This is a genomic window from Pseudoalteromonas sp. CH_XMU1449-3 (assembly GCF_037027245.1).
GTDB classification, from domain to species: domain Bacteria; phylum Pseudomonadota; class Gammaproteobacteria; order Enterobacterales; family Alteromonadaceae; genus Pseudoalteromonas; species Pseudoalteromonas shioyasakiensis.
On record NZ_JAYMDY010000041.1, the window covers coordinates 1 to 7,201 of the forward strand.

The window sequence follows — 7,201 nt, forward strand, 5'->3', positions numbered from 1 at the left end:
GTGAAATGACAACACAAACGTATTTTTATATTGAAAAATACTACAACTCAGTAAGAAGGCATGGCACCCTAGGGTATAAAAGTCCCATGCAGTACGAACAAGTTAATTAAACCCCGTGTCTACTTTATCGGGGTCAGATCATATAGCTTATAGCTTATAGCTTATAGCTTATAGCTTATAGCTTATAGCTTATAGCTTAAAGCTTAAAGCTTAAAGCTTCCCTTCCTCCTCCGTGATTGTTTCTGGTACACTTTTCCTTTGTTTTTTATTTAAGTTGCACGATGACTCAACACTCTCTTACTTTAATCGTATTGGCTGGCGGGCTGGGTAGCCGCTTTGGCGGAAACAAACAGATTGCCGAAATACCAGGGCTGGGCTGTACCATCATGGAGCTTAGTATTCAGGATGCGGTTAAAGCGGGCGTGAGCCAAGCCGTGATCATAATTAATAAAAAAATTCGTGCTGAATTTGAAGCGTCGATTTTACCGCGCCTACCAGAGTCGCTCGAAGTAATCCTAGTTGAGCAAGCAATTAGTACAGTGCCAAATGGCTATGAGCATCTAGCTGCTGAACGCCAAAAGCCATGGGGCACAGGTCATGCTTTACTTTGCGCAAAACCCTATGTAAATAACCCTGCGATTGTCATTACAGCCGATGATTATTATGGCGAGTCTTCATTTACAATTATTAATGAGCACTTCAAGCAGCATAGCAATTGGGCGATGGTAGGCTACCCAATAAAAGATACACTCTCCGAAGAAGGTGGTGTAAACCGAGGTGTATGCTCTGTTGATAGCCACCAGCATTTAACTGATGTGGTTGAGTACCTAGATATTAAACTCGAAAATAATGTTTTAAAAGGCAACAATCCACATGGTGAGAGATTACAAATTGCCGATGATGCCCTAGGTTCTATGAGCTTTTGGGGAATAACACCCAGTTTATTTAATGACTTAGAAACAGGTTTTATTGAGTTTTTAGAAAATACTGACAACGGTGTCACGAAAGAGTATTATTTACCAAATGAGATACAACTCGCGATTCAAGATAACCGCCAAGCTGTAACCGTTTATACTGCACAAGAGCCATGGTATGGCGTAACCTACAAAGCTGAACTGGATGCAATAGCACACACTTTATGTCAGTTACGTCGTAAGCTAAACGATTAAACCCTCGCCTCTTCTTGCAAAAAATAAGTAATGGAAAATTAATGAAGTCTAATCCTGTTGCAACTTATCTTTCTGAGCACTTTGGCTTAAGCACAGATAACGTAACGCTAAAGCCAATTGGCAATGGCCACATCAACACAACCATGTTACTTAAATCAGAAGAAAACGCCTTGGTTGTGCAAAAGTTAAATACCGATGTGTTTCCTAACCCTAAGCACCTAGTTGAAAATGCACGACTAATTGAGCAGCACCTTAGTGAAAAACACGACAATGGTGAATACAGCCTAGAAATTATTCGTCATGTTCCAACTATCGAAAGCGACTTTTTAGTTGAATGCGATCAAGGTGTTTGGCGTGCACTCGAATTTATTGGCGGCAGTTATAGTGAAGATGTGGTAGCAACTATCTCGCAAGCACAAACTGCAGCCAATGCATTTGGACAATTCGCGCTAGCACTACAAGATTTTCAGGCTGATCAGCTGCATCATGTGATCCCAGATTTTCATAACTTAGCGATGCGCTTTGACGCCTTCAAAAGAGTTATCAACAAAGATCCTGTAAATCGTGTAGCACTTTGCCAAGACGACATCGATTTTTGTTTAGCTCAACAATCTTTAGTTGATGAGTTAAAACAACTTGAAGGAAACATTCCTTTAAGACCATGCCATAACGACACAAAAATCAACAACATGCTGTTTTGCACACAGTCAGATGATGCAAAAGCAGTCATCGACCTCGATACCTGTATGCCTGGTTATTGGTTATTTGATTTTGGCGATATGGTGCGTACCTTCTGCTCTCCTGAGCAAGAAGATTCAACCAACCTAAGTAATGTACGTGTTCGTGAAGAGATCTTCGCCGCCATCGTTAAAGGTTATGTTGAACCACTACAAGATGTGATCACCGATGCCGAAAAAGAAAGCTTCTGGTTAGGTACCAAGGTCATGACCTTTATGATTGGCCTGCGCTTTTTAACAGACTTTATTGATGGCGATAATTACTTTGCAACCAAACATGCAAACCACAACCTAGAACGCGCCCGCAACCAATTTGCTTTATATCGCGATATTCTTGAAAAAGAACATACGTTAAAAGCGATATTAGAGATAAATAAAGGGTAGAGATGCGAGATGCGAGGGACGAGGTGCGCGGAACGAGGTGCGCGGAACGAGGTACGAGTTATCGTAGGCGTCACGCTTGCTTGGCGCGTCTGAAATACAGCGCCCAGCCCACAAATAAATGCATAACCAAAATTGATCTTCAAACTGACAGCTGACAGCTGACAGCTCCTAAAATTTTACGCCTATATTAAAACGTAGGGACGGCTCTAACCGTGAATAGTTGAACGCTCACCCATTGCTCTATAACTCAATAGCTTCTATTCTAAAACCTCGCTTAAAATCAGGAGATTATTATGCATATAAAGCACCACGGAGCGGTGAAAGGCGTAACAGGGTCTTGCCACCAGCTATTTATTGATGACACAAATTCTGTACTTGTTGATTGTGGGCTCTTTCAAGGGGAAGACAGTAAACAAGACCTAGCAATTGAGTTTGATATATCAACGGTAAAAGCGCTGATTGTCACACATTGCCATATCGACCATGTTGGTCGCATACCCTACTTACTTGCTGCAGGTTTCAAAGGGCCTATTTTTACCTCGATTGCCACAGCAAAGCTATTGCCGATGGTGATTGAAGATGCCTTAAAAGTAGGTGTAACTCGCGATGAAGCAATGATCCGCACTTGCTTAAAGTTACTCAAACAACAGATTGTCTCTCTTGATTTCAACAAATGGTACTGCATTCCCGTAGGAGTGGGCTTTAGCCCCAAAAAAGTAGCCTCAAGTAATCAAAACTCATTATATAAAATTCGTCTGCAACGTGCTGGGCACATTTTAGGCTCTGCCTATGTTGAAATTAAGCTAGGCAAAAAACCAAACTCGCATAGAGTGGTATTTTCAGGTGATTTGGGTGCACCTTACACGCCATTATTACCAACGCCAAAACCGCCTTACCGCGCCGATACATTAGTTATTGAGTCAACCTATGGTGATAAAAACCATCAAGGTCGTAAAGAGCGTGTAGCAGTTCTTAAAAAGATTATAGAGCGTGCAGTAAGCGATAATGGCGTAGTACTCATACCGGCTTTTAGTATTGGCCGAACTCAAGAGCTGCTCTATGAGTTTGAACAGCTTATTCACTCTGCAAGCAAACGTTCTATGTGGCATAAACTGCAAATTATTGTAGATTCGCCAATGGCAGCCAATTTCACAATTGAATATTTACATTTTAAAGAACTGTGGGATAACGAAGCAAAAAAACGCGTAAAACAAGGCCGTCACCCGCTCGACTTCAACCAACTACATACAATTGATAGCCACCAAGAGCACCTTGCCCTGATTAACTTTTTAGCCTCAAAACAACAGCCAGCTATAATCATCGCTGCCAGCGGTATGTGTAATGGCGGCAGAATAGTTAATTACCTAGAGCTGTTTTTACCCGACAAAACAACCGATGTCATTTTTGTTGGCTACCAAGGGCAAGGAACATTAGGCCGAGAGATTCAAAAGTACGGCCCTCGCGGCGGCTATGTATTTATCGATAATCAAAAAATAATGATTAAAGCGCAAATTCATACCATCAGCGGCTACAGCGCCCATGCAGATCAAAAAGGATTAATCAGATTTGTCACCGCTATGCGCAAAAAGCCAAGTGTAATCAAAATCGTCCACGGCGATGAGCAAGCCAAACAAGCACTAGCAGAAAAGCTTAAAGCAGAGTTAGGAGAAAGAGTAGAAATAGTGGTTAGTGGTTAGTGGTTAGTGGTTAGTCAATACAAGGAGTTAGTTATGAACTTTGAAAATCTAGATGTATGGAAACAGTCTGCACGATTAAGTGCTGAAATTTACAAATCAACAAATGAATTAAAAGACTTCGGTTTTAGAGATCAGTTAACCCGCTCAGGCTTATCAGTTCCTAGCAACATTGCTGAAGGAGTAAGCCGTGAAAGTTACAAAGAGAAAAGTCGGTTTATAGATATCGCGAGATCTTCGCTTACAGAAACAAGAACACAAATCTATATAGGCCTGGAGATAGGCTACTTAGAACGTGAAAAAGCATTGTATTGGATATCAGAAACCAAAGAGTTAGGGGCCATGTTAACGGGTCTAAAACAACAGTTTGATAATAGAAGTTAGTGGCTCTAACCACTAACCTCTAATATCTGACTTCTAATGTTTGACTCGATTCTCGTATCTCGCCCCTCGCTACTGCGAGTCACTACTATTTATAACTCTCGTACGCTTCTTTCATTCGCGCCAGGTTGCTATAAATATAGCTTGAGTTTAAACGACCTTTATTAAATACCGTGTTATCAAGCGTGATCGAAGATGTTGGTGCATAACCTTCATTAAATATAAGAGTATTTATATCATTACCAACACGGGTAGATACTGATGTGCGCCACGCTGACTTACCTTTTAACTGACCAAAACGAGTAACGTTCATATCTTTACGAGGTGTAAGTGGAATATTTATTGCCACCCCCACTTTTTGTGAGTCAGTTTCTTGATAGAAAATACCTACATAGCTATCTCCATACCAAAAACGACTTTCTAGTTTATAGCCACTATCACCATAAAAATAATTACCGCCGGATGCGTGTAATGTAATATCTTGTTCTACCCAGTTATATTGGTAAGAAAGTGTTTCATATTCTCGAGATGCTCTGTAATCAGCAAAATCATAATACGCGATTTTTGCACTTAGTTTATGGCGGCCCTCTGGGCTCAACCAAGCGGTTTCGTTAATAATTGCTTTAAAATCAAAGTAGTCTTTGTAAAAACCTATTTGGGTTTGGTTATAAAAACCGTATGGCAGAGCAAAAGTTTGGTATAGGCTAGCATTAACTATTCCTTCGTCAAGGCTGTAATTATCAAACACTTTACGATCTTCAAAATCATCACTCTCTTCAACAATTGTTTGCGCAGCAACGTTAATACCCGCCCCTTTCCAAAGAGGTATGTCTAGCGTAGCTCGGACTCCAACTGAATAATCAAATACACCAAATTCTGTAGCATAAGTAGATGAAAGAACAGGGTTTACTGTCAACCTTGGTTTAAAGTAAGGGCTTGCTTCTGCTTTGCCTGCCCAGACAACCCCTTCAGGTATGCTAACCCGACCCTGCATGATATTTAAATCGGGGCTAATACCACGCTTTATAAAGGCACGGTAATTATCAACACTACCTTTAATTGCAATTAAAGGTAAATCTGATTTTGCTAACTGAACACTAAAGTGTTTGTTTTCTAAATTAACATGTTCTGTAATGCGGCCTAGTACAACCCCTATAGCATCAATGTCGTTGCGATTAAATACTGAGTTTTCAAAATTAACAAATACTGTGCTGGTATTAAAACCCACTACAACATTTTCAAAACCATCACCAATAAGTGCTTCTTTTAACTGCTCAACTTGCCCGCTTAAACTTGTGTTCGCAAGTTCATTTGGCGCTTGTTCAATATTAGCAGTAGTTAAAACTTTAGGCTGTTGTGCAAGCTCTGGCGCCATAGATGCTTGAAAAAAGCCAAAACCATGATCATTTATCTTAGCCACAGGTTTAGTGTTAATAGGCTCTACATACGGCGCTGGTTTAACAGATTTGTAATTGCTTTTAGCTTCGTCTGATAAAGGTAAGCTAAAGTTAACTCCCCAATAAGAGTCTTTATCTTCTGAAAAATCAGTACTACTATAAAAACGGCTGGTAAAAGTAAGCTCGCCAATATCGTATAACCACTTTTTAGGAACTGTTATACGAGCTGCGGCATTTACCGCTTCAGCATCGTACTCTGTCAATAAGCTAAACCACTCAAGTGGCTGCCATTCAACGCCAGCAAACGCACCATCCATTTTTCCAGTGAGCTTTTCGTTAGTACCAACTCCAGCACTAAGCCTAAAATCCCATAACTCTTTCGAGGCCACAACATAGTAAGTTTCATACTTGTTGGATGCACCTCCTAAATCTTTAGCACCAATTGCTACGCTAAACCAATCTTTTGGAATGTAAGGTATTTGATACTTGGCATTAAACGAAAGGTCTCGTAATTGCCTGCGATTCTCCGCATTAGCGAACATATTATCATTCATTGTACTTGACGCTATTTGACCACTAACTTCAAGCCCTTCGATTAACCCTGCTGCAAAAATATAATTATATCCATCAACATACTTTACTCCTCGCAAGTCTAATTGATTATTGAAGCCTACATTCGCGCATCCAGATTGCTCCACCTCTGCATTAGGTATGTTGATTAATCCGGTATAACCAGAAAATGATTGGTAATTTTTAATATCATCCGCAACCGCAGGCAAGCTTAATGCAGCAGCACAACTTAAAAATAAAGTATTAAATTTAGGCATAATGGATCCGAGTTAAAGTTATAAAATCCTTGAATTAGTCTGAATATAACACTTAAACTCTGCTTTATAAATTAACCTAGAGCTTAAAGTTAAACATCTCTTTATATTTGTTAATAGCCATGTGGGTTACTCTTTTGCCAACGCCATGTATCTTGCATCATCTCATCGATACCACGCTCAGCTTGCCAGCCAAGCTCTTTTAACGCTTTTTCTGGAGCTGCGTAGCAAGCTGCAATATCGCCCGCTCGACGCGGCGAAATTTGGTATGGTACGGCTTGACCGCTGGCTTTCTCAAAAGCGGTAACCATTTGCAGTACTGAATAACCATTACCTGTGCCTAGGTTAAATACGTGCGCACCTGTATCACTTGCAATTCGGTTCAGCGCTTTTAAGTGACCTAATGCTAAATCGACAACGTGGATATAGTCACGAACACCTGTACCATCTACAGTATCGTAATCATCCCCAAATACACCTAGCTTTTCTAGCTTACCCACAGCGACTTGCGAAATATAAGGTAATAAGTTGTTAGGAATACCATTTGGGTCTTCACCAATAAGACCAGATTCATGTGCGCCGACAGGGTTAAAGTAACGTAAGATAACAAAGGCA

General features: G+C 40.5%; 7 protein-coding genes. 5 read left to right on the plus strand and 2 right to left on the minus strand.

Annotated elements, in window-relative coordinates; all coding sequences use genetic code 11:
• The first annotated feature begins 5 nt into the window (after positions 1-5).
• From WA256_RS20920 to WA256_RS20940, 5 genes are all read left to right on the plus strand, one after another.
• Complete coding sequence (locus WA256_RS20920; protein ID WP_138602026.1) at positions 6-110, plus strand: IS3 family transposase; 105 nt, start codon at positions 6-8, stop codon at positions 108-110.
• Positions 111-281: 171 nt separating this feature from the next.
• Positions 282-1,169 carry an NTP transferase domain-containing protein gene (locus WA256_RS20925; RefSeq protein ID WP_335993294.1) on the plus strand — a complete coding sequence of 296 codons (888 nt, stop codon included), beginning with the start codon at positions 282-284 and terminating at the stop codon, positions 1,167-1,169.
• Between the two features lie 41 nt (positions 1,170-1,210).
• Entirely contained in the window at positions 1,211-2,290 is a 1,080-nt protein-coding gene (locus WA256_RS20930) for a phosphotransferase enzyme family protein (RefSeq protein ID WP_335993296.1), read from the plus strand.
• Between the two features lie 293 nt (positions 2,291-2,583).
• On the plus strand, positions 2,584-3,987 hold the full coding sequence (locus tag WA256_RS20935) for an MBL fold metallo-hydrolase (RefSeq protein WP_335993298.1): 1,404 nt from the start codon (positions 2,584-2,586) through the stop codon (positions 3,985-3,987).
• A gap of 33 nt (positions 3,988-4,020) precedes the next feature.
• A complete protein-coding gene (locus tag WA256_RS20940) occupies positions 4,021-4,368 on the plus strand; it encodes a four helix bundle protein (protein ID WP_335993300.1) in 348 nt (115 codons plus the stop codon).
• 85 nt (positions 4,369-4,453) lie between these two features.
• On the opposite strand, the gene WA256_RS20945 is transcribed toward WA256_RS20940, so the two are convergent.
• Both WA256_RS20945 and WA256_RS20950 read right to left on the minus strand, forming a co-directional pair.
• On the minus strand, positions 4,454-6,589 hold the full coding sequence (locus tag WA256_RS20945; protein ID WP_335993302.1) for a YjbH domain-containing protein: 2,136 nt from the start codon (positions 6,587-6,589) through the stop codon (positions 4,454-4,456).
• Positions 6,590-6,699: 110 nt separating this feature from the next.
• On the minus strand, positions 6,700-7,201 hold a 502-nt coding region (locus tag WA256_RS20950; protein ID WP_335993304.1), incomplete at its 5' end, for a GDP-mannose 4,6-dehydratase.